The 20,743-nt window shown below is 64.4% G+C and carries 20 protein-coding genes; 10 read left to right on the top strand and 10 right to left on the bottom strand.

Translation table 11 applies throughout. From position 1 onward, the window contains the following. The first annotated feature begins 19 nt into the window (after positions 1–19). A complete protein-coding gene (phnE, locus tag RFN28_RS02035) occupies positions 20–976 on the top strand; it encodes a phosphonate ABC transporter, permease protein PhnE (protein WP_320285705.1) in 957 nt (318 codons plus the stop codon). Position 977: 1 nt separating this feature from the next. Continuing rightward, on the top strand, positions 978–2,345 hold the full coding sequence (phnE, locus tag RFN28_RS02030) for a phosphonate ABC transporter, permease protein PhnE (RefSeq protein WP_320285704.1): 1,368 nt from the start codon (positions 978–980) through the stop codon (positions 2,343–2,345). A gap of 243 nt (positions 2,346–2,588) precedes the next feature. On the opposite strand, the gene RFN28_RS02025 is transcribed toward phnE (RFN28_RS02030), so the two are convergent. The 3 genes from RFN28_RS02025 to RFN28_RS02015 all read right to left on the bottom strand — a co-directional run bounded on the left by RFN28_RS02025 (position 2,589) and on the right by RFN28_RS02015 (position 6,055). After that, positions 2,589–3,440, bottom strand: a complete 852-nt coding sequence (locus RFN28_RS02025) for a sugar phosphate isomerase/epimerase family protein (protein WP_320285703.1) — start codon at positions 3,438–3,440, stop codon at positions 2,589–2,591. 215 nt (positions 3,441–3,655) lie between these two features. Next, a complete protein-coding gene (locus RFN28_RS02020; RefSeq protein ID WP_320285702.1) occupies positions 3,656–4,843 on the bottom strand; it encodes a Gfo/Idh/MocA family protein in 1,188 nt (395 codons plus the stop codon). 156 nt (positions 4,844–4,999) lie between these two features. Next, entirely contained in the window at positions 5,000–6,055 is a 1,056-nt protein-coding gene (locus tag RFN28_RS02015; protein ID WP_320285701.1) for a sugar phosphate isomerase/epimerase family protein, read from the bottom strand. A gap of 403 nt (positions 6,056–6,458) precedes the next feature. Here RFN28_RS02015 and RFN28_RS02010 point away from each other — a divergent pair, with 403 nt between their 5' ends. From RFN28_RS02010 to RFN28_RS01995, 4 genes are read left to right on the top strand one after another with little or no spacing between them, the layout of a single operon-like run. Further along, positions 6,459–7,346 (top strand): sugar phosphate isomerase/epimerase family protein, encoded by an 888-nt coding sequence (locus tag RFN28_RS02010; RefSeq protein ID WP_320285700.1) that lies wholly within the window; start codon positions 6,459–6,461, stop codon positions 7,344–7,346. Between the two features lie 51 nt (positions 7,347–7,397). Continuing rightward, the gene (locus tag RFN28_RS02005) at positions 7,398–8,567 is read left to right on the top strand and encodes a mandelate racemase/muconate lactonizing enzyme family protein (protein ID WP_320285699.1); all 1,170 of its coding nucleotides are present in this window, start codon (positions 7,398–7,400) and stop codon (positions 8,565–8,567) included. A gap of 2 nt (positions 8,568–8,569) precedes the next feature. Next, a complete protein-coding gene (locus RFN28_RS02000) occupies positions 8,570–9,286 on the top strand; it encodes a FadR/GntR family transcriptional regulator (RefSeq protein ID WP_320285698.1) in 717 nt (238 codons plus the stop codon). Between the two features lie 5 nt (positions 9,287–9,291). Continuing rightward, entirely contained in the window at positions 9,292–10,269 is a 978-nt protein-coding gene (locus RFN28_RS01995; protein WP_320285697.1) for a hydroxyacid dehydrogenase, read from the top strand. Between the two features lie 21 nt (positions 10,270–10,290). On the opposite strand, the gene RFN28_RS01990 is transcribed toward RFN28_RS01995, so the two are convergent. Beyond that, on the bottom strand, positions 10,291–11,586 hold the full coding sequence (locus RFN28_RS01990) for an amidase (RefSeq protein ID WP_320285696.1): 1,296 nt from the start codon (positions 11,584–11,586) through the stop codon (positions 10,291–10,293). A gap of 178 nt (positions 11,587–11,764) precedes the next feature. Here RFN28_RS01990 and RFN28_RS01985 point away from each other — a divergent pair, with 178 nt between their 5' ends. Together RFN28_RS01985 and RFN28_RS01980 are read left to right on the top strand one after the other, a co-directional pair. Then, positions 11,765–12,112 carry a GFA family protein gene (locus RFN28_RS01985; RefSeq protein ID WP_320285695.1) on the top strand — a complete coding sequence of 116 codons (348 nt, stop codon included), beginning with the start codon at positions 11,765–11,767 and terminating at the stop codon, positions 12,110–12,112. A gap of 63 nt (positions 12,113–12,175) precedes the next feature. Continuing rightward, positions 12,176–13,252, top strand: coding sequence for an Acg family FMN-binding oxidoreductase (locus tag RFN28_RS01980; protein ID WP_320285694.1), 1,077 nt, complete (start codon positions 12,176–12,178; stop codon positions 13,250–13,252). Between the two features lie 93 nt (positions 13,253–13,345). Here the strand turns inward: RFN28_RS01980 and RFN28_RS01975 are convergent, their stop codons facing one another. Continuing rightward, positions 13,346–14,560, bottom strand: coding sequence for an MFS transporter (locus RFN28_RS01975; protein WP_320285693.1), 1,215 nt, complete (start codon positions 14,558–14,560; stop codon positions 13,346–13,348). A 172-nt stretch (positions 14,561–14,732) separates the two neighbouring features. Between RFN28_RS01975 and RFN28_RS01970 the strand changes: the two genes are divergently transcribed. After that, complete coding sequence (locus tag RFN28_RS01970) at positions 14,733–15,710, top strand: AraC family transcriptional regulator (protein WP_320285692.1); 978 nt, start codon at positions 14,733–14,735, stop codon at positions 15,708–15,710. Between the two features lie 101 nt (positions 15,711–15,811). After that, entirely contained in the window at positions 15,812–16,243 is a 432-nt protein-coding gene (locus tag RFN28_RS01965) for a DUF4437 domain-containing protein (protein ID WP_320285691.1), read from the top strand. A gap of 151 nt (positions 16,244–16,394) precedes the next feature. Here RFN28_RS01965 and RFN28_RS01960 read toward each other — a convergent pair whose 3' ends face one another. The 5 genes from RFN28_RS01960 to RFN28_RS01940 form a co-directional block, all read right to left on the bottom strand. After that, complete coding sequence (locus RFN28_RS01960) at positions 16,395–17,057, bottom strand: c-type cytochrome (RefSeq protein ID WP_320285690.1); 663 nt, start codon at positions 17,055–17,057, stop codon at positions 16,395–16,397. A gap of 322 nt (positions 17,058–17,379) precedes the next feature. Beyond that, complete coding sequence (locus RFN28_RS01955) at positions 17,380–18,465, bottom strand: ABC transporter ATP-binding protein (RefSeq protein WP_292623314.1); 1,086 nt, start codon at positions 18,463–18,465, stop codon at positions 17,380–17,382. Continuing rightward, positions 18,465–19,571, bottom strand: coding sequence for an ABC transporter ATP-binding protein (locus tag RFN28_RS01950; RefSeq protein ID WP_320285689.1), 1,107 nt, complete (start codon positions 19,569–19,571; stop codon positions 18,465–18,467). Before RFN28_RS01950 ends, RFN28_RS01955 begins: the two co-directional genes overlap by 1 nt. Continuing rightward, entirely contained in the window at positions 19,568–19,789 is a 222-nt protein-coding gene (locus tag RFN28_RS01945; RefSeq protein WP_320285688.1) for a hypothetical protein, read from the bottom strand. Before RFN28_RS01945 ends, RFN28_RS01950 begins: the two co-directional genes overlap by 4 nt. Next, positions 19,786–20,742 (bottom strand): carbohydrate ABC transporter permease, encoded by a 957-nt coding sequence (locus RFN28_RS01940; protein WP_320285687.1) that lies wholly within the window; start codon positions 20,740–20,742, stop codon positions 19,786–19,788. Before RFN28_RS01940 ends, RFN28_RS01945 begins: the two co-directional genes overlap by 4 nt. Between the last annotated feature and the right edge of the window lies 1 nt (position 20,743).

Raw genomic sequence — 20,743 nt, 5'->3', positions numbered from 1 at the left:
CTTTTTGCATTCACCGATCATGACCCTTTCGACGACGATCCATTCCGAAGCGACAAGGTACCAGGCCGACGCCTGGCGGCGCCAGACCTCGCTTCGCCGTTTCTACACCGCGCTCGGCGTCGGCCTGCTGCTGGTCGCCATGGTCGCGACCATGTGGTTTGCCGACGAGGCCAATGCCGGCCATTTCTTCGAGCGGCTGCCGCATATGCTCGACTTCCTGAGCTGGCTGATCCCGAAGGATTGGAACGACGTCTGGCGGGCGCTGTTCGACATCGCCTCGCCGCACGACAAGGGCACGCAGGAGTTCAACTTCCCGCTTGGCCGCGTCTACATCTGGGGCGGCTTCTACATCCCCGAATATTTCGAGCTGATGCTGACCACCGTCAACGTGGCGCTGGTCTCGACCTTCATCGGCTTCATCTTCGCCGTGCCCTTCTCCTTCATCGCCGCACGCAACCTGACGCCGAGCCCAATCCTGCGGCTGGTGGTCAAGCGTTTTATGGAATTGCTGCGCGCCTTCCCGGAGATCGTCATCGCCGGTCTTTTCGCGGCAATCGTCTCGATCGGCCCGGTAGCGGCCATCATCGCCATCGGCCTGCATTCGATCGGCGCGCTCGGCAAGCTGTTCTACGAGATCAACGAGAACATCGACATGCGCCCCGAAGAGGGCCTGCGCGCGGTCGGCGCCAACTGGATCGAGCGCGTGCGCTTCGCCGACCTGCCGCAGGTGCTGCCCAACTTAATGTCCTACACGCTGCTCAGGATCGAGATCAACGTGCGCATCTCGACCATCATGGGCGCCGTCGGCGGCGGCGGCATCGGCGAGGAGCTGAAGCTCGCGATCTCCCGCGGCTTCGGCGCCAAGACCCTGGCGCTGGTGCTGCTTCTCTTCGTCACCATCTTCCTCGTCGACCAGTTCTCCGCCTGGCTGCGCCGCAAGCTCGTCGGCGAGCAGGCTTTCCTGATGAGCGCTTGATATGCCTGCCCTTACCGTCGACGAAGTCAGTGCGATCGAGGAACGCCATCCGCAGATATTCAAGCGGCCGGCCTACAAGCGTTTCTGGCCGCTGCTCCTGATCGCGGGCACGGTGCTGTATCTCACCTATGCCTTGTGGTTCTTCAGCCTGCCGCAGGTGCTGAAGGATTCGCATTGGGAGCGCCTGCCGCTCTTCCTGTCGCAATGGATCAGCTACGACCTGCAGCCGGAATTCCGTCTCGACCAACCGGAGATCGCGCCGAAATATCCGCGCTTCTCAGCGCTCGGCGAACATCCCGATCCGGACTGGGTGATCAGGAACCTCGACGGAACCTACACCGTGCAGATCGACGGCGACGCGAAATCCGTCACCTTCGACAAGACCAGGGCGACGATCGTCGCCAACGGCCAGACCGTGCCGATATCGCTGACCGGCGGCAAGCCGGTGGTTACAGATCCGGTGCCAGACTGGGTGACGGTGCATGACGACGAGGTCGTCGCCAGGATGGGCTTTGTCGGCGAGGTGCGCGTCACCGTCGACCGCGTCAAGGTGCGCAAGCGCTTCCTCGGCTGGGCGAACTTCGTCTTCGACACGCGCTCGCCCTTCTTCGGCAAACCGGCCGGCGAAGTGTTCTCGCTGATCGTGTCGGGGCCCGAGCTGCAGCCCGGCACGTCGAACCTCGCTTTAGCCGCCGACAACATCTGGAACAACGCGCAATGGCAGCATGGCGATGTCTGGACGAAGCTTTTGCAGACCATCGTCATGGCGTTCCTCGGCACGCTGCTCGGCGGCATCGTCGCCTTCCCGCTAGCCTTCTTCGCCGCCCGGAACATCACGCCGAGCGGCCTGCTCGGCCAGGTGCTCAGGCGCTTCTTCGACTTTATGCGTTCGGTCGACATGCTGATCTGGGCGCTGTTCTTCACCCGCGCCTTCGGCCCCGGCCCGCTCGCCGGGAGTGCCGCGATCTTCTTCACCGAGATTGGAACGCTCGGCAAAACCTATTCGGAAGCGCTGGAGAACATCGACGACAAGCCGCGCGAAGGCGTGGCCTCGACCGGCGCCAACGGCCTGTTGGTTCAGCGCTACGGCGTGCTGCCGGAAGTGGTGCCGATCTTCATCAGCCAGACGCTCTACCAATGGGAATCCAATACCCGCGGCGCCACCATCATCGGCGCCGTCGGCGCCGGCGGCATCGGCCTGAAGCTCTGGGAGGCGATGCGCACCAACTCGAACTGGGCCAACGTCTTCTACATGGTGCTGTTGACGCTGCTCGTCGTCTTCATCTTCGACAACATCTCGAACTTCCTGCGCCGCAGGCTCAGCCGCACGCTGCATGATTACAACCGGCTGCAGGCTGCGCAGGGGTGATTTGCTCACAATCGGCGATGCCTCCCGCGACTTCGTCATCCACGGGCGGAGCAAGGAGCGAAGCGACGCGGCGCAGACCCGAGGATCCTGTAACATCGGCCATGGAATACCGCTGCCCAAAAGAGGGGTGCCCATTCGGCGTCCCGATCTGCAGCGCTGCTGCTCTCGGAATTCGCGGAATGGATCCTCGGGTCTCCGCGTCCGCTTCGCTCCCGCTCCGCCCGTGGATGACGAAGGGAGGACCTAGGCGGCCTTCTTCCACCCGTCCCTGATATGCCTGTACCCCTCGCGGTACACCGCCTCCGGACTCTCCGCGAAATCGCGCCACACCTTGGTCGCCGCCGCCAGATCCTTTAGCGAGCGGCCGAAGGACTCGATCGTCAGCCAGTCGTCGTAACCGCTCTTGCGTATCGCGGCGAACGTCTCCTTCCAGGGGATGTGGCCGCGTCCCGGCACGCCGCGGTCGTTCTCCGAAATATGGATATGGACGACGTTTCTGCGGTTGCGCGTATAGGCGCCGATCGGGTCGGCTTCCTCGATATTGGCGTGGAACGTGTCGTACATCGCCTTGACGTGCGGCCGGTCGATCACATCGATATGCTCCGACAGATCGTCCATCGTGTTCACCAGATAGCATTCGAAACGGTTGAGCGCCTCAAGCCCGATGGTGACGCCCTTCTTGCCGGCATGGTCGCCAATGGCCCGCTGTGAGGCGATCGAGCGCTTCTTCTCCGCCGCCGTCGGACCGCTGCCGGAGAAGGCGCCGAGCGTCGAATGCAGCGGCCCGCTCAGCCTGTTCGCGCCAAGGGCTGCGCTGCAATCGATCGCCCATTTCATGTAGTCGATGCCGGCCTTGCGCGTCGTGGCGTCCGGCGAGATCAGGTTCATCGTCGGGTCGCCCATGGCCGAGACCGCGGTGCGTTCCAGGCCGATGCGATCGAGTATCTCGCCGAGCCTCTTGTAGTCATCCGGCTCGCCCACGAAGACCGGTATCTCGACGCCGTCGAAGCCAGTCGCCTTGATGTCCTTCAGCAGCGCCCCGTGCTTCTTCGAGACGCTGGTCGTCCACAAGAACATGCACATGCCGATTTTCATCGACACCCTCCCCCTTTGACGGCCGGCTGTTCCCTCCCGCCGGCGTTGCCCCCCTCATCCGGCCGCTTCGCGGCCACCTTCTCCCCGAGGGGAGAAGAGGTTTGGCGCCGGCGATCTCCTCTCCCCGAGGGGAGAGGTCGGATTGCCCCGAATTGCCTTTGCAATTCGGCTGGCAATCCGGGTTGAGGGGGACTCGCCGCCCGCCGAGCGCGCGACTACAGTTTCGTCCAGGCCCCGTTCTTCTTTGAAGACTTCACGCAGGCCTCGATGAAGGCCATGCCTTCGACGCCGTCCGCGATCGTCGGGAACACGACATCCTTGGCCAACTTGCCGCCCTTCCGGCGCGCCGCGCGGATGGCGCGGGCCGCTTCCTGGTAAATGTTGGCGAAGCCTTCGAGATAGCCCTCCGGATGGCCCGACGGCACGCGCGTGACACGCGCTGCGACAGGCATCGCTCCGGCGCCGGCGCGGGTGAGCAACTGCTTCGGCTGGCCGAACGGCGTGTACCAGAGATAGTTCGGGTCGGCCTGCACCCATTCCAGCCCGCCCTTCGAGCCGTAGATGCGCAGCTTCAGTCCGTTCTCGTGCCCTGGCGCTACCTGGCTTGCCCAGATCATACCCTTGGCCGGATGCCCCTTGCCGACCGGCTTGAAGCGCAAAAGCACATTGACGTTGTCGTCGAGCTGGCGGCCCGGCACAAAGGCGTCGAGGTCGGCCGAAAGCGAATCGAGTTCCAGCCCCGAGACGAAGCGGGCGAGATTGTAGGCATGCGTGCCGATGTCGCCGAGCGCGCCGCCGGCGCCCGCCTGCTTGGGGTCGGAGCGCCACGAAGCCTGCTTCTGGCCGGTGGCGGCGAGGTCTTCCGTCAGCCAATCCTGCGGATATTCCGACTGTACGATGCGGATGTCGCCGAGCACGCCCTTGGCCACCATCTCGCGCGCCTGGCGCACCATCGGATAGGCAGTGTAGTTGTGGGTGAGCACGAAGACCTTGCCGGTCTTTTCGACCAATGCCGCAAGCTTCTTCGCTTCGGCCAGCGAAGTCGCAAGCGGCTTGTCGCAGATCACATGGATGCCGGCTTCGAGGAAGGCCTTTGCCGCCGGCACATGCACATTGTTGGGGGTCACGATCGCCACCGCCTCGATGCCGTCCGGCCGCTTCGCCTCGGCTTTCGCCATCTCCGCATAGGAGCCGTAGCTGCGGGACGGATCGAGCCCGAGTTCGGCGGCCGAGGCCTTCGCCCGTTCCGGGTTCGACGACAGCGCGCCGGCCACCAGCACGAAATCATTGTCCATGCGCGCTGCGATCCGATGCACCGCGCCGATAAAGGCGCCCTGCCCGCCGCCGACCATGCCGTAGCGGATCGGGCCGCCTCCCGTTTCCGACTTCGATGCGCCGACCATGTTTCTTTGTCCTCTATTGTCTTGAATATTCCTCCCCCTCGAGGAGAGGGTGGCCTGAAGGGCCGGGAGGGGTCGGTTCATGCCGAGTTCCACGCCCGGCGCCCCCACCCCGATCCGCTTTGCGGATCGACCCTCCCCTTCGAGGGTAAAGCGGTGCTAGATCCCCATCATCGCGCGCAGCAGCTTCTTGTCGCTGGTGCCGCCGGCGAAATCATCGAAGGCCCTCTCCGTGACCCGGATGATGTGGTGCTGGATGAAGGGCGCGCCTTCGGCCGCGCCGTCCTCCGGATGCTTCAGGCAGCATTCCCATTCCAGCACCGCCCAGGAATCGTAGTTATACTGGGTGAGCTTGGAGAAGATGCCGCTGAAATCCACCTGCCCGTCGCCCAGCGAACGGAAACGCCCGGCCCTGTTCACCCAGCCCTGATAGCCCGAATAGACGCCCTGACGTCCCGTCGGGTTGAACTCGGCATCCTTGACGTGGAAAGCCTTGATCCGCTCGTGGTAGATGTCGATGAACTCGAGATAGTCGAGCTGCTGCAACAGGAAGTGAGACGGATCGTAGTTGATGTTGCAGCGCTTGTGGCCGCCGACCGCTTCGAGGAACATCTCGAAGGTCGCGCCGTCGAACACATCCTCGCCTGGATGGATCTCGTAGCCGACATCGACGCCGTTCTCGTCATAGACGTCGAGGATCGGCTTCCAGCGCTTGCCGAGCTCGGCAAAGGCTTCCTCGATCAACCCCGGCGGACGCTGCGGCCACGGATAAAGATACGGGAAGGCGAGCGCGCCGCTGAAGGAAACAGACGCCTTGAGGCCGAGATTCTTCGACGCCTTGGCGCCGAACTCCATCTGCTCGACCGCCCATTTCTGCCGGGCCTTCGGATTATTGTGCACCTCGGGCGGCGCGAAACCGTCGAACTGCGCGTCATAGGCCGGATGCACCGCCACAAGCTGACCCTGCAGATGCGTCGACAGCTCGGTGATCTCGACGCCGGCGTCGGCGCAGATGCCTTTCACCTCGTCGCAGTAGGTTTTTGACGACGCCGCTTTCTTGAGGTCGAACAGGCGGCCGTCCCAGGTCGGAATCTGCACGCCCTTGTAGCCCAGGCCGGCCGCCCATTTGGTGATCGAAGCCAGTGAATTGAATGGTGCGGCGTCGCCCGCGAACTGCGCCAGAAACAGGCCGGGACCCTTCATCGTCGTCGGCATCGGCATCCTCCCTCTCTCGTTTGTCGCGACCAAGCATAGCGCCGATTGGAGTGAGGGCCAGCTGTTTGGTCTTTTCCTGCAGACACGTGTTCGTGCCGCCATTCTGGTAATACCAAATCCAGGCTTTCGGTCAAGCGGCCGAAAATAAGGGGAAAGCCGCGAGCGTGGTCGCACTCGGGAGATTTAATCCATTGAAATCAATAAATTGCTTGATGGCCTGCCCTCTCTCTTCGGTCTCCTTGCCGATCATGAGAATTTCCTGTAGAGGTCTTGTCAGGCCCAATTGGTCGAACCAGTTTTGAGAAAAAAGCCGCTGGAACGCCTTGGGGAGGAGATCATGCGACGGACTCGCTGGAGAACGCCGCGAACAAACGTGACAGGCGATTTCTGGGAAGGATAGATCATGCACCTTTCGACGCACAACTGGATGCGGGCGGAGCCATTGGAGACGACGCTCAAGCGCATCAAGAAGCTCGGCTATGAGTCGATCGAGATTTCCGGCGAGCCCGCACAGTACAAGATCAAGGAGACGCGCGCGCTCCTGAAGGAGCACGGCATCCGCTGCTGGGGCGCGGTGACGCTGATGCTGGGCGAACGCAACCTCGCCGCCAAGAACCAGGGCCAGCGCGAGCGCTCGGTGCAATACGTCAAGGACGTGCTGACCATGGTGAGCGAGCTCGACGGCGAGATCATCACGCTGGTTCCGGCGACCGTTGGCAAGGTGGTGCCCGACGGCACCGAGGCCGAAGAATGGGGCTGGGTGGTGGATGCCACGCGCGAATGCTTCGCGCATGCCAAGAAGGTCGGCGTCAGGATCGCCATCGAGCCGCTCAACCGCTTCGAGACCTATCTCTTCAATCGCGGCGCCCAGGCGCTGGCGCTTGCCGACGCGGTGAGCCCCGAATGCGGCGTCTGCCTCGACGCCTACCACATCCATATGGAAGAATTTAACGTCTATGACGCCATCCGGCAGGTGGGAAAGCGCCTCTTCGACTTCCATGTCGCCGACAACAACCGCTTCGCCGCCGGACTCGGCCAGATCGACTGGCCGAAGATTGTCGGCACGCTGAAGGAGATCGGCTATGACGGCGCGTTGACCAACGAGTTCGTCGCGCCCGTCGACCGCACGCCGGCCGCTCCCTATCCGGAGATGGTCGAGCGCAACCCGGTCGATATCTCGCCCGAGCAGCTCAAATTCATCCAGGACCATGGCTCCAGCCTGCTCACCGAGAAGTTCTACACAGACCAGATGCGCATCACCGCCGAAACGCTGCTGCCGCTGATCAAGTAGACGGTCCGATTGAAGCCTTTCCGCCTTGCGGCGGTGGGGCTGGGGATGAATATGCGTATCAGAAACGTCCAGGCCTGGTGGGTTCGCATACCGATCGAAGTCGCAAAGCAGCACCGCAGCGACTTCGGTCAGGTGACGACATTCGACGCCGCCATTTTGCGCATCGAGACCGATGACGGCCTTGTCGGCTGGGGCGAAGGCAAGAACGCCGCCGGCAGCGCCGGCAGCTACGGCGCGCTGGTCCACATGCTGAACCACGAGATTGCGCCGCAGCTTATCGGCCGCGATCCTGCCGATATCGGCATCATCTGGGAAATGCTCTACAACGGCGTGCGCCACCACACGGCGGCCCATGCCGGCCACGCCATGCCGCAGCTGGCGCGGCGCGGCATGAGCGTGGCGGCGATCAGCGCCGTCGACATCGCGCTCTGGGACATCCTCGGCAAGTCGCTGGGGCAGCCGGTCTGGCGGTTGCTCGGCGGCCGCAAGGTCGAGCGCATGCGGGCCTATGCGTCGGGCGGATGGGCCGCGGCCGATGCGATCGGCGAGCAGCTCAAATCCTACATCGCCAAGGGCGGCTTCAAGGCGCTGAAGATGCGCATCGGCGCCATGGATGGCGCGCCGCATATTTCGGCCGCGCGCGTGCGCGCCGCGCGGCAGGCGCTCGGTCCTGACGTGGAATTGATGGTCGACGCGCACGGCACCTACACCGTCGCCGAGGCGAAGCGCTTCGTCAGCCTCACCGGCGACCTCGACCTCGCCTGGTTCGAAGAGCCGGTGATCGCCGACGACAAGCCCGGCATGGCCGAAGTGCGCGCCTCAGGCTCCGTCCCGGTCGCCACCGGCGAGAGCGAGGCGACGCGCTATGCGTTCCGCGATCTTGCCGTGCTGAAATCGGCCGACATCTTCCAGCCGGATCCGGCCTTCTGCGGCGGCATCAGCGAGGCGATGAAGATCGGCACCATCGCCAGCGCCTTCAACCTGCGCTTCGCGCCGCATCTTTGGGCTGGCGCGCCCTGCTTCTTCGCTGGGCTGCATGTCTGCGCGGCCTCGCCCTCGAGCTTCATCGTCGAATATTCGCTGGGCGCCAATCCGATGCTCCACGATCTCGTCGAAGAGACTGTCGAAGCGAAAGACGGTATGATAGCGATCCCTGAAAAGCCCGGACTGGGTTTCACCGTTTCGGAGCGGTTCCTGGAGGCGCACGCGCAACGCATTTGACGATGAAAGAAAAGAACCTTCTTGCGGAACTCGCCGCCTATCTGTTCTCCAACTCGGACAAGGACACGGGCCGTACCCCGTCGGAGCGCGAGCTGGCGGAGCATTTCGCCGTCAGCCGCGGCCAGATCCGCGAGGCGCTGGCGATCCTGGAAGCCATGCGCATCGTCGAGCGCCGCGCCAAATCCGGCATCTATATCGACACCAAGCAGGCAAGCGTCGAGGCGCTGGCGCTGTTCGCGCGCGCGGGCCTGCCGCTCGATCCGGTGCGGATCTACGAGACCGTCGAGCTGCGCAAGATCCACGAGATCAAGGCCGCCGAGCTTGCCTGCTCGCGCGCCACCGAGGAGAATTTCGAACGGCTTCGCGAGATCCTGAAGGCTTCCGAGGAGCGCATCGCCGCCGGCGAAGGTCTCGCCAAGGAGGACCGCGAGTTCCACCTCGAGATCGTGCGAGCGACCAAGAACGGCGTCTTCCACAATATCTGCAGCGTCTACTATCTGATGGGCGAGCAGCGCCTGCCGATCTATTTCAACGATCTGGAGCGCAGCAAGCGCTCGCATGCCGAGCATATCCAGATCTACGAGGCGCTGCTGCGCCGCGACGGCAACCTCGCCCAAGCGCTGATGAGCGCCCATCTTCAGGGCGCCGAGAGCTACTGGAAGGGTCTCATCGAGGGTCGGGGAACGGAGCCGAAGAGCGCAGAGCTCGAAAAGGCCTGAGCGTTATGCGCAAGATCCTGTCGACGCACCCGCTGCACCCGCGCGCCACGGCCATGCTGGCAGGAGCCGGCCGGCTGGCGATCGCATCCGCCCTCGATGCCAGGACCCTTGCCACTGAGGCCAGGGACGCCGACATCGTCATCGTGCGTGCGCCGCTGCCGCCCGAGCTTTTCGGCGGCGCCAAGAACCTGCGCGCCGCGATCCGCCATGGCGCTGGGCTGGACATGATCCCAGTCGAGGTGGCAACCTCCGCCGGCGTGCTGGTGGCGAACGTGCCGGCGGTCAATGCCCGCTCGGTCGCCGAACATGTGATGTTCACGGCGCTCGCGCTCTTGCGGCGCTTCCGCATGATGGATCGCGACCTCCGCACCCAAGGCTGGCTCGCCGGGCGCGAGCACGCCAATTCGACCAGCGAGCTTGCCGGCAAGACGATCGGCATCGTCGGCCTCGGCGCGGTCGGCCAGGCCGTCGGCCACATCGCAGCGCACGGTTTCGACCTCAAGGTCGTGGCGACCACGCGCAGCATGCGCCCGGCGCCCGACCGCGTCGGCTTCCTGTCGATCGATGCGCTGGTCGAGCAGAGCGACATCATCGTGCTCTGCTGCCCGCTGACCGAGGAGACGCGCGGCCTGATCAGCCGCGAGCGCATCGCCCGCATGAAGCCCAGTGCGCTGCTGATCAACGTCTCGCGCGGGCCCGTCGTCGACGACGAGGCGCTGATCGAAGCCCTGCGGAAGGGCCGTATCGGCGGCGCCGCGCTCGATGTCTTTGCGACGCAGCCGCTGCCGCCCAACCATCCCTATTTCGGCTTCGACAACGTCATCGTCACTCCGCATATGGCCGGCATCACTGAGGAATCGATGATGCGCATGGGCGTCGGCGCCGCCGGCGAGGCGTTGCTGGTGCTCGCCAACAAATTGCCGGTCAACCTGCGCAATCCGGAAGCGATCGAACACTATCGCCGGCGCTTTCCGGTTGACTGACACTCGCCGTTTGCCTCGCCCTCAACCGTTCAGCAATGCCTCGACCGCGGCAGCGATTCCAAGCAGGTACCGGTCGTGTCCATGCCTGCCCACCAGCATCAGTCCGGCCGGCAGCCTTGTGACGGGCATCGGCAGCGAGATCGCGCAAAGGTCGAACTGGTTGGCGACCTGGGTATTGCGCAGCAACAGGCCTTCCGTGCGGTCGCGAAGCGCTTCATCGCCGGCCATGGCGGCGATCGACGGCGCAACCATCGGCACGGTCGGCAGGGCAAGCACGTCGATCGCCTCCAGCCGGTCGTCCATGGCTGCGACCAGTTCCCGCCGGCGACGGATCGTCTTGATATAGACGGAAGCGGGAACCGTCAGCGCCCGCGACAAAGGCCCGCTGACATGCGGGTCAACCGGCACCGAGGCGCCGGCCGCCAGCCAGTCGGCATGCACCTCCGCGCCTTCGATTGCCGCGATCGAGGCGCGCCTGGTCGCCGCGCGCATTTCGGCGATGAGGTCGTCGATCGGCAAATCGGCGACGCGCGCGCCCGCCTGTTCGATTTTGCCTACGCATGACTCGAAAGCTGCCGAGACCTCGGGCTGCGTCTCGCCGAAGAGCACGCCGCGCGGGATGCCGACGCGCAGGCCGGCGAGCGGGATCGGCTGAAGAACAGACGGCTCCTCTCCTCCCATGATCGCATCGGCGATCGCGCAGTCGGCGACGCTGCGGGCGAGCGGCCCGATCGAATCCAGCGTCGTCGACAGGGGAAAGGCGCCCGCCAAAAGCACGCGCCGCGCCGTCGGCTTGAAACCGACGACGCCGTTGAGCGAGGCCGGAATGCGCACCGAGCCGCCGGTGTCCGAGCCGATCGAGATGTCGCTGCTTCCCTCGGCGACCGCAACGGCAGCACCGGACGACGAACCGCCCGGGATCAGGCTTGCATCGGCAGCGTTGCCCGGCGTGCCGTAATGCGGATTGTCGCCGATCGCGGTGAAGGCGAATTCGGTCATGTTGGTCTTGCCGAGGATCATCGCACCGGCCTGTCGCAGCCTGCGCACGATCGCCGCGTCCTGCGCGGCAGGCTCTGCACCGGCGCGCATCAGCGAACCGGCCCGGGTGGGCTCTCCCGCGATATCGAACAGATCCTTGATCGAGACGATCGCGCCATCGAGCGGCCCGAGACTAACGCCGGCCTTGCGCCGGGCGTCGGCCGCGTCGGCAGCGGCGCGTGCCGCCTCGGTATAGAGCTTCGTGTAGACCTTCTCGTCGGCGAGGCGGTTCGCAAGGCGCGACAGGGTCGCTTCGAGGCGGTCTCGGAGAGATTGCATGTCGATGTCGGACTCCCGAAAGCTGCAGCGTCTTTAAAGCAATTTCCAGAAACAGTGTGCAGCGGTTTTCCGTCCAGAATTGCGTGAAAACAAATACTTAATGTGGCCGGCCAGGTCTTGAGAAAGGAATAACCCGGCAAGCGTGCCGTTGCACCTGCCGAAGCGAGGGGAAGAACCTATGCTCTACAAAGGCAGCTGCCACTGCGGCAAGGCGGCGTTCGAGGTCGAGGGCGAGCTTGGCGGCGCCGTGCGCTGCAATTGCTCGATCTGCGCGCGCAAGGGCGCGCTGCTGTGGGCCGTGCCGCACGCCAGCATGCGCGTGGTTGCCTGGGGCGACGACCTCGGCAAATACAGTTTCGGCAAGGGCTCGATCGCACATCGCTTCTGCCGGACCTGCGGCATCCACCCCTTTGCCGAGGATATCGGCCAGGGCAGCGAGCGCAGCGCCTACATCAACATCAACTGCCTCGAGGACGTCGACCTTGCCGCTGTCGAGGTCTTCGAGTTCGACGGCCGCTCGGCTTGACCGGAATCAAGGGGCGATCTTCCGCGCGGTACTACCTTGCCATGCGGTTGATCAGGAGGCGAAATGAACAGGCGGACAGTGCTTGTCGGTGCGGGGGTCGCGCTTGTCGCAGCCGGCACCGGCGTCGCCGCGTGGCAAGCGGCGACCGGGTCGATGGCCGAGTACGAAACCTTCGCCGCCGGGCTGCGCAGCCAACTGACGCCCGATCTGCAAGCCGTGGTCCGTTACGCCACCCTGGCGGCCAACAGCCATAACACGCAGCCATGGCGGTTCCGGTTTGACGGGCAAGCGATCGAGATCCGACCCGACTTCCAGCGGCGGACGCCTGTCGTGGACCCGGACGATCATCATCTCTATGTCAGCCTTGGTTGCGCCGCCGCCAACCTCGCGCTCGCCGCGGCGGCGACTGGCCGCCCTGGCGAAGCCTCGCTTACGGCCGACGGAGTCCGTTACGATTACGTCACGGACGTCCCGAAGGTGGACCCGCTCGTCGACGCCATTTCAAAACGCCAATCGACACGTGCCGAATACGATGGTCGTGCCATCCCTCCCGCGGATCTCGCTGAACTTGAGCGGACAGCAGCAGCGCCGGGTGTGAGCCTGGCGCTTGTCACTGACCGGGTGCGGATGAAGCGTGTGCGGGATCTGGTCCTTGCCGGCAACCAAGATCAGATGAACGACCCCGCGTTCATGCGCGAACTGAAACAGTGGATACGATTCAACCCGCGCAGCGCGATGGCTCGAGGCGATGGGCTCTTCTCCGCCTCCAGCGGCAACCCGGCACTGCCGACCGGCTTGGGTCGGATCGCGTTCGACCGTCTATTTGACGTCGCGCGGGAAAATCGGAACTACGCCCGTCAGATCGACTCTTCCGCCGGGGTCGCGATCTTTTTTGGCGAGCGACCTGACCATGATCACTGGATCAGGGTCGGCCAGGCATGCCAGCGCTTCGCGTTGGCGGCGACGAAGTTGGGCCTGAAGGTGGCCTTTATCAACCAGCCCGTCGAGGTCGCCCGCCTGCGCGCCGATCTGGCGGCAATCGTCGGCGAAACCCGCAGACCCGACCTTGCGATGCGGTTCGGATATGGACCCACCTTGCCGTTCTCGCCGAGGAGGCCGGTGGTCTCGGTTATCGTGTAACAATAACCGACTTTCGGCAGCAGCGGTTGCTGAGGTGTCGGCCCGGAACACCGAGGGCCCGGGGCCGACATGAGACGGATCATACCGATCAGACTATTCGGCCTGTTTCGGCCCGATGGCGAAAGTCACCACCGCGGCGAGCAGCGTCGCCGCGGCGCCGTAGGCGAAGGCGCTCGCCACGCCGGCATGATCGACCAGCAGGCCGCCGAGCACGGCGCCCAGCGCGATCGCCACCTGGAAGGTCGCGACCATCAACCCGCCGGCGCTCTCGGCCTGGTCGGGAGCGGCTCGCACCAGCCAGGTCTGCAGCCCGACCGGCACCGCGCCGAAAGCAAAGCCCCAGGCGGCGACCGCTGTTGCCGCGATCACCGGCGAGGCGCCGAAGATGAGCATGGCAAGCGCCGACAGTGCGATCAGCAGCGGCGCCAGTGCGACCGCAAGCTTCAGATTGCGCTCGGCCAGGAAAGCCCCGGCAAAATTGCCGAAGAAGCCGCCGATACCATAGGCGAGCAGCACCAACGAGATAGTCGCGATCGGCATCACCGGCACGGTCTCCAGGAACGGCCGCACATAGGTGAAGCCGGCAAACTGTCCGGAGGCGACGAGCAGCACGACGAGAAGCGCGACGCGGATGGTCGGCCGCTTCAGCACCTCGATCAGGGTGCGGAAACTCGCCACGGCCGTCGGCGGCAAGCTGGGGATGGTGGCGAGTTGCACCAGCAGCGCCAGGGCGCCGACGACCGCCGCGATCATGAACGCCGTGCGCCAGCCCCAGATGTCGCCGACATAGGCGCCGACGGGCGCGGCGGTGACGGTCGCAACCGAAACGCCGGTCAGGATGATCGACATGGCGCGCGGCATCAGCCGCATCGGCACCAGCCGCATCGCCATGGCGGCCGACATCGACCAGAAGCCGCCAAGTGCAACGCCCAGAACCACACGGGCCAGAAGCAGCATCGTGAGCGAGGATGCGAAGGCGGCAAGCAGGTTGGAGACGATCAAAAACACGGTGAGCATCCACATGACCAGCCTGCGATCCAGCCGCTTGGTGACGATGGCCATAGTGGGCGCGGCGATCGCGCCGACAACGGCCGTCGCCGTCACCGCCTGGCCAGCGGCGCCTTCGCTGACGCCGAGATCCTGCGCCAGACGCGTCAGCAGACTGGCGGGCAGGAATTCGGCGGTTACCAGGCCGAACACGCCAAGCGCCAACGAGACCACCGCGCCCCACACAGGCTCGGTTCGTTCCTCGGATTCGGTTCTATCGAGAACGGTGGCGTCGATGACGCCCGTGGCGGGTTCGGTCATGGCGAATCTCCGATCTGTCTGCGGCGCCACGTGGGAGGATGACCGGGTCGGGCTCCACCCGTTACATGCGTGGCGGGCGGCTCCGTCAGTCCAATTTGGTTGCGGCGCAATATTTGGCTGCGATGCAACATAGGAAGTGACTGGCTGGAGTTTCCATGCTAGAAACGCCGAAATGAATTACAATTCGTCCAAAACCACATTGCCGGCGTCCAGAGATCCGCTGACCGACATGCTGCGCGGCTTGCGGCTCGACGGCGTCGACTATGGCCGCTGCGTGCTGGGCGAGCCCTGGGCGGTTTCCTTCCCCGCGCAGAAGGCGGCGCGCTTCCATTTCATAGGCCGGCAGGGCTGCTGGTTGTTCTCGCCGGCCAGGGAATGGATCGAGCTCTCGGTGGGTGACGCGCTGCTGATTCCGCGCGGCGACGAGCATGTGCTGGCGAGCGCGCCCGGCGTGCCACCGGTACCGATCGGCCGCTACACCATCGAGCCCGTCTGCGAGAACATCTATGACGTCACCAACGGCTGCGGCGGCCGCAAGACGCTGCTGTTCTGCGGCAGCATGCATTTCAACCTCGACGGCTCGCATCCGCTGCTCGATATGATGCCCGACCTGATGCAGGCGCATAAGTTGATGGCGAATGCGCCGGGCATCCAGCATCTGCTCGATGCGATGGCCGGCGAGGTGACGATGGACCGGGTCGGCTCCGGCGGCATCCTGGCCCGGCTCGCCGACGTACTCGCCGCCACGATCATCCGCTCTTGGGTGGAAAACGGCTGCGGCGACGCCACCGGATGGATCGCCGCGGTCCGCAACCCGGACGTCGGCAAGGTGCTCGCCGCCATTCACCTGCAGCCCGATCGCGACTGGACGGTCGAGGCGCTCGCGAAGATGATGGGCGCATCGCGCTCCGCCTTCGCGCAGCGCTTCGCCACCGTGGTCGGCGAGACGCCGGCTAAATATGTGCTGCGCGTGCGCATGCATCAGGCGCGGCAATGGCTCGCCCGCGACGGCATGAGGGTGTCGGTGGCGGCGGCGAAACTCGGCTACGATTCGGAAGCTTCCTTCAGCCGCGCCTTCAAGCGGGTGATGGGCGTCGCGCCAAGCCATCTTCGCAACACCGCGGACGGCGAGGACAGACCGAGCGCTTGAACCCTGTCCGATTCCCCTTGGAGGAATTGCCAAGTTTTTTGGACGACGCGTCATTCTCCGCCGGCCCAGGCTGCCTAAGCTGGCGGGCGGAGGAAACCACCATGGCCAATCACCTTGCACCACTTGCGCTCGCAGCGCTTGCCATCCTTCCGGGACAGGCATTCGCGCTCGAAGACAGCTACCTGCCCGCCGATAAGATCCCTTACGTCGTCGAGGCGCCGGACCAGCCGCAGCGCCTCGGTCCGCTATGGGGCGAGCGGGCCAAGGGTCCGGCCGGTACGCTGCTGAAAGTTCCCGGCAACTGGCGCGCGCCGGTCCACGCCCACACCGCCGACTACCGCGCGGTGGTGATCAAGGGGCTCTGGGCGCATTGGCAGGTGCAGGGCGGCGAAGCGACCAAGGTCGAGCTGCCGCCGGGCTCCTACTGGACCCAGAAGGCCGACGAGATGCATGACGATGCCTGCCTCTCCGAAACCGAATGCGTGATCCTTTTGATCAACGACACGCCCTACGAGACCTATCTGCCGAAATAGCCGAGCAGTGGGCCGCGGAGCTCCGCGGGCGAAAAAGGCAGGCTCGCCAGCCAGCTTGATTGGTTGGAGCCAAGCAGGAACGCGAGGCTGCCCTGATCATCGGCGCTTCATCACTGCAGCAGGTGCGCATGCTTGCCACGGAGGCCGAAGATCAGTCGGCCCTTCGTCGCCACGACCTACAGCGATCGACGGCGCTTTCGCTATCCGTGTACACCTCATTTGCGAGACGCAGCCGATCCATGGTCTTCACCTTCAGCCTGATGATGCCCCCACCTTCTGAGGCTTCGGTAATCTTCTCGTATTCGGATAGCGACATCTTCGGCAAACGGCGAACAAAAGCCACCATCGCCCATAGCTCTTCCTGATTATGCGTTGGACCAAACGCAGGCATCCCGGTCATTTTTATGCCGTTTTGCACAATCCAATAGAGCTCAGCATCATCCAAGGTGGCAGTGGCTCGTGTAAGATCCGGCGGCTTGGGCCGCATGTTCTTGGCGAACTCCGCCGGAGAAATTCCCGGGCCACCATGACAGGCGACGCAGCCTTCCTCCTTGTAGTGATGGCCACCAGTGTGGATCATCTCCGGATCGTCAAGCGATCGGGCCAGGCTGACATTGTGGCCGGCGTGACGTTCAATGGAATTGGTCCGGATTGTCTCAAGCGACCAGCGGATGACGTTCGCGTCCTGCTCGCTGGCAGCAACATTGTAGAATCCGAAATAGGCGTAGCTTGCCAGTCCGATGATGATTGCAACCAGGACAACAGCGATCGCAGCCAGGGTTCGCACGGTCAACTCCGTGGCGGCAGGCGTCATCGCGTATGCCCACCGTCTGCCAAGTGAACGCCTGCAGCCGCCAAATTATTCCGTGGCTTATCTCACGACATCACGAGCCACGTGTTCGAGACCAACGCGGTGGTAGTCCGGCAGTGCGTCAATCAGAACATCGAATTGGGGGCCCCTATTGAGGTGCAACCCTGCGAGTGGATAGATCGTGTGAGGATGCCACGATGTGTCGCGCAACCTGATCCGAGGCGCGGCGAAGCAGCCGCTCCACATAATCCCGCGCTCCGCATAATTCGGCTTATGTCGAATTCAACATAGGTTCAAAAACCGTACCGGTTTTCGGGGCCATCCCTTATCCGGCGTGCCGCAGGCTGACCCCGCTGCCCTTGTCGAACATCACCACCTTGTCCGGATTCCAGGCGAAGCGGACCGGCTGCTCGATCTCGACGGCGGTCCTGGCCGGCACGGTGGCTCTCAGCATCGTGTCGCCGACCCTGAGCGTCACGATCTTCTCGACGCCGTGGTTCTCGACATCGTGGACCTGCGCCTCGACCGGCGCCCCGCCCTCCAGATAGACATCCTCCGGACGGATGCCGAAGACGAGCGGGCGACCGTCGGTCGCACCGCCCGTCCTGGCTCCCCCGGTAACCGGCAATTCGAAACTCATCGGCGCCATCACCGCACGGTCGTCGACCAGCTTGCCGTCGATGAGGTTCATCGGCGGCGAGCCGACGAAGCTCGCGACATAGGTGTCGCGCGGATTGTTATAGATCTCCTGCGGCGTGCCGGTCTGGACGATGCGGCCGTGGTTGAGCACGCCGACCTTGTCGCCCATCGACATCGCCTCGATCTGGTCGTGGGTGACGAACAGGAAAGTGGCGCCGAGCTGCATCTGCAGGTTCTTCAGTTCGGTCCGCAGGGCCTCGCGCAGCTTGGCGTCGAGCGCCGACAGCGGCTCGTCCATCAGGAAGACGCGCGGCTTGCGCACGATCGCCCGGCCGATCGAGACGCGCTGCATCTCGCCACCGGAAAGCCGATCGGTCTTGCGGTCGAGCAGGTGCTCGATGCGCAGCGTGCGGGCGGCGCGCGCGACGCGATCCTTGATCTCGGCATCCGGCAGGCGGCGGATCTTCGGCTTCAGCGGGAATTCGAGGTTCTCGCGCACGGTATAGCGCGGATAGAGCGAATATTGCTGCAGCACCAGCGCAACGTCGCGCTCGGCCGCACCCCATGCGGCGACATCGACGCCGTCGATGAATACCTGGCCCTCGGTCGGCTTCTCGAGCCCGGCGATCAGGCGCAGCGTCGTCGTCTTGCCGGCGCCGGTCTCGCCGAGCAGCACGAAGAACTCGCCGTCGGCGATCTCCAGGTTGAGGCCGGTCAGCGCGGTGTGGCTGCCGAACTTCTTGGTGATGTTCTTCAGTTCGATATGGGCCATTACAGCCTTACTCCGAGTGACTTGCCACTTGCCGTGTCGAAGAAGTGCGCCTGCTCGGGATCGATGCGAGCATGGACCTTTTCGCCTGGGCCTGAGACGTAACCGGCCTTTGTGCGGGCGCGCAGCATCTTGGAGCCGACCTGAAGGTCGACGATGTCGAAGGAGCCGAGCGGCTCGATGATGTGCGCCTCGACCGGCATATAGCCCGGCGCGGCGTCGCGCCGGACGAGAACGCCCTCCGGACGGATGCCGAGCGTCAGGCCGCCATTGGCGGCGTGGCCGTTGAGCTTGGACAGGAGCGCGCGAGGGAACTCGAAACCTGTTGCGGCATCGCCGACCGTGACGGTGGCAGCGCCAGCCTGATCGGCGACGCTGGCCTCGGCGATGTTCATCACCGGACTGCCGACGAATTGCGCCACGAAGAGGTTTGCCGGATGCGAGTAGACCTCGTCCGGCGTGCCGACCTGTTGGATGAAGCCCTCATGCATGATGACGATGCGGTCGGCCAGACTCATCGCCTCGATCTGGTCGTGGGTGACGTAGATCGTGGTCGATCCCTGCTTGACATGCAGGCGCTTGATCTCGGCCCGCATCTCCTCGCGCAGCTTGGCGTCCAGCGCACCGATCGGCTCGTCCATCAGCATCGCCTTCGGGCGCCGCACCAGCGCGCGGCCGATCGCCACCCGTTGCATGTCGCCGCCCGAGAGCGCCGACGGCCTCTTGTCGAGCAGGTCCGCGATGCGCAGGACCCGGGCGATCTCGCGCACCGACTTGTCGACCTCGCCGCTGCTCATGCGCGTCGCACGCAGCGGAAAGGCGATGTTCTCGAACACCGTCATATGCGGGTAGAGCGAGAAGGACTGGAACACCATGGCGATGTCGCGGTCGGCCGCCTTGAGGTGCTGCACCGCTTTGCCGTCGATCAGGATGTCGCCCTTATCGATCGTCTCAAGCCCCGCTATCGCGCGCAGCGTCGTCGTCTTGCCGCAGCCCGACTGTCCGAGCAGCACGATGAACTCGTTGTCGGCGATGGCGAGGTTCAGATTGTGGATGACCTGGACGGCGCCGAAGAATTTCTCGATGCCGCGAAGTTCGATCTGCGTCACTGCCGGGCCCCCTCATGCGTCGCGGCACCGGTTTCCTCGCTATCCTCCGGCGCAATCTTGGACGTGATGTTGAAGCCGATCAGCCCGATCAGGATGATCGTCACCCCATAGGAATGCAGGCTGAGGCTCCATGGCTGGCAGAGCGCGATGATGCCGAGCACCATGAGGATCTGCGACGCCGGCAAAAGGTACTTCTCGTTGACCGCGCGAAAACTCATTTGCGGATCGCTCCGAAGGTCACGCCGCGAAGCAGGTGGTTGCGCAGCAGGAAGGTGAAGATCGCGACCGGCAGCAGGAACAGGAAAGTACCCGCGGCGATCGTCGTCCAGTCCGGCAGGCCGGAGCCGATCTGGCTGGGGATGAAGGGCGGCGCCGTCTGGGCGCGCCGGTTGGTCATGATCAGCGCGAAGGCGTATTCGTTCCAGGCGGTGATGAAGCAGAACACGGCGGTGGCGGCGATGCCGGTCGCCGCTTCCGGCAGCACGATCTTGAAGAAGGCCTGCATGCGCGTGTAGCCGTCGACGAGCGCTGCCTCCTCATACTCCTTCGGGATCTCGTCCATGAAGCCTTTCATCAGCCAGACCGAGAAGGACAGGTTGAAGGCGACGTAGAGGATGATGAGCCCGATATGCGAGTCGTTGAGGCCGACCGCCCGGTACATCAGGAACATTGGGATGGCGACCACTACTGGCGGCAACATGCGCGTCGACAATATGAAGAACAGAAGGTCCGCCTCGCCGGCGATCTTGAAGCGCGAGAAGCCGTAGGCGGTGAAGGTTCCCATGCCGACGGCAAGCACGGTGCTGACGATCGCCACGATCAGGCTGTTCGTGAACCGGTCGGGATATTGCGAGAGCTGAACGTCGGTGCCGACCTTGAGCACCCGCTCGCCGCCGTCATAGATGCGCTTCTCCCACCAGGGCGCAGCCTCGTAGACTTGCGGGTCGACGGTCTTCTGCATCTGCACGCGCTTGGTGAAGAGCCGCACGAACGGCGTCACCTCGGGCTGGAAGAGGACGGTTGGCGGCACGCTGACGGCGAGGTCCTTCGGCTTGAACGCCGTGGAAGCGATCCAGTAGATCGGCGCCAGGAAGATCAGCGTCGCGATCAGCACCGCGACGATGGCGGCGCGGTTGAGGGCGACCTCGGAAGAAGTGCGGACGGCAGCCATC

The organism is Mesorhizobium album, from assembly GCF_033977205.1.
GTDB classification, from domain to species: domain Bacteria; phylum Pseudomonadota; class Alphaproteobacteria; order Rhizobiales; family Rhizobiaceae; genus Mesorhizobium; species Mesorhizobium album.
This window is presented reverse-complemented; position numbering and strand designations above follow the sequence as displayed.